This window comes from Mesorhizobium sp. M4A.F.Ca.ET.090.04.2.1 (assembly GCF_003999085.1).
Lineage (GTDB): Bacteria > Pseudomonadota > Alphaproteobacteria > Rhizobiales > Rhizobiaceae > Mesorhizobium.
This window is the reverse complement of record NZ_RZOT01000764.1, coordinates 1-1,910: the sequence shown is the minus strand read 5'-3', so window position 1 is coordinate 1,910 and position 1,910 is coordinate 1. Positions and strand designations below refer to the sequence as shown.

The 1,910-nt window shown below is 63.4% G+C and carries 2 protein-coding genes; both read right to left on the bottom strand.

The window, feature by feature from the left end:
- The coding region (gene raiA, locus EN781_RS31525) for a ribosome-associated translation inhibitor RaiA (protein ID WP_127400680.1) at positions 1 to 436 on the bottom strand (436 nt) is incomplete at its 3' end.
- A 290-nt stretch (positions 437 to 726) separates the two neighbouring features.
- Positions 727 to 1,910: RNA polymerase factor sigma-54 (gene rpoN / locus EN781_RS31520; protein WP_127400679.1), on the bottom strand; the 1,184-nt coding region annotated here is incomplete at its 5' end.

Below are 1,910 nucleotides of genomic sequence, written 5' to 3'. Positions count from 1 at the left end.
CCACCGACATGGTGCGCAGCGTCATCGTCGATTCGGCAACGACCGCCGGAGCGAAATTCTCCGGCATCTCCTCGTCGTCGTCGGCAAGCGGGGCCATCACCGTATAGGCGATGTCGGTCGGCTCGCCATTGCCGTTGCCGGAATTGTGCGATTTCAGACGGCGCTTGTAGCGCCGAAGGCGGGTTTCGAGGCGATCAGCCGCCGCCTCGAAGGCAAGCGTGGGATCCTGTGCGTCGCCCGTCGCCTGCAATGAGGCCCCGGAATCGAGCCGGATCATGCAGTCGGCCGAAAAGCGCGACCCCGATTTGATGACCGTGACATGCCCTGAAAAACCGCGATCGAAATATTTTCCGATCGCTTCGCCGACACGGTCGTTGATGCGCGTACGGAACGCATCGCCGATATCCATGTGTTTTCCCGAAATGCGCAGTTTCATCTGAAAACTGACCTTCCTTGCTCAGGCTTCAAACTGTCCCGAGTTTATACTCGTGGTCCGCGCGCACAAGCTTTGCGGCGGCGCTCGCGCCGATTTTAAATCCGAACTTTCCGGTTGATCACAAGTTGCCTTCTTGGCCGTCGCGAAGCCTTCGCCGTGACGGTCCCATCCGCTGCGGGCATCAGACCCGCCTCATGCGGGCGGGCTTCTAGACACTTCATTGCAGCTTGTCAATGAAGCTTGAAAACTGTGGAAATCCGGCCGCGCCGCGGCCGTTTTCAGAGCTGCGGTCAGCGCCCGGCGCTGGCGAGCGCGCGTTTTTCACGCCGCCGCTGCACGGAGGAGGGAATGTTCATGCCCTCCCGGTACTTGGCGACGGTGCGCCGGGCGATGTCCACGCCACTTTCCTTGAGCATATCGACGATGGCGTCGTCGGAGAGCACGTCGACGGGCTTTTCCTCGTCGATCAGCTGCTTGATGCGGTCGCGCACCGCTTCAGAGGAATGCGCGTCGCCACCGCCCGCCGAAGCGATCGAGGCAGTGAAGAAATACCGCAGTTCGAAGACGCCCCGCGGCGTCAGCATGTATTTGTTCGCCGTGACCCGGCTCACAGTCGATTCGTGCATGCCGATGGCATCGGCCACCGTGCGCAGATTGAGCGGCTTGAGGTGGCGCACGCCATGGACGAGGAACGCGTCCTGCTGGCGCACGATCTCCGACGCGACTTTGAGGATGGTCTTTGCCCGCTGGTCGAGGCTGCGCGTCAGCCAGTTGGCGTTCTGCAGGCATTCGGCCAGGAAATCCTTCTCAACCTGGTTCTTCGCGTGGCCCGAAACTCTGGCGAAATAGACATTGTCGACCAGGACGCGCGGCAGCGTCTCGGCATTGAGCTCGACCGTCCAGCTTCCGTCATTGGCAGCGCGCACCTCGACATCGGCAACGATGGCGTCGCTGGCGCCGCCCGAAAACGCCATTCCGGGCCGCGGATCGAGCGCGCGGATCTCGGCCAGCATATCCAGGAGATCCTCCTCGTCGACCCCGCAAATGCGCTTCAGCGCCTGGAAATCGCGCCGCGCCAGCAGTTCGAGATTGGCGACCAGCGCCTGCATCGCCGGATCGAGCCGGTCGCGCACCGCAAGCTGCAGCGACAGGCATTCGGCAAGGTCGCGGGCAAACAGGCCGGCCGGCTCGAACGTCTGGCAGATGCCGAGCACCTTGGCCACCGCCGCTTCGCTGGTGCCGAGGCGGGCCGCGATCTCGGCCATGTCGGCGCTTAGATAGCCGGCCTCATCGAGACCGTCGCCAAGCTCGCCGGCGATCAGCCGCGCCGCCGGATCGGCAAAGGCGAGCGCGATCTGTTCGCCGACATGCTCACGCAACGTAATCGCCGTGGCAGCCATGTCACCGACATCGAAACCTTCGGACGAGGACGCTCCCATGCCGCTGCCGGAAGCCGACTTCCATTGCGCGGTGA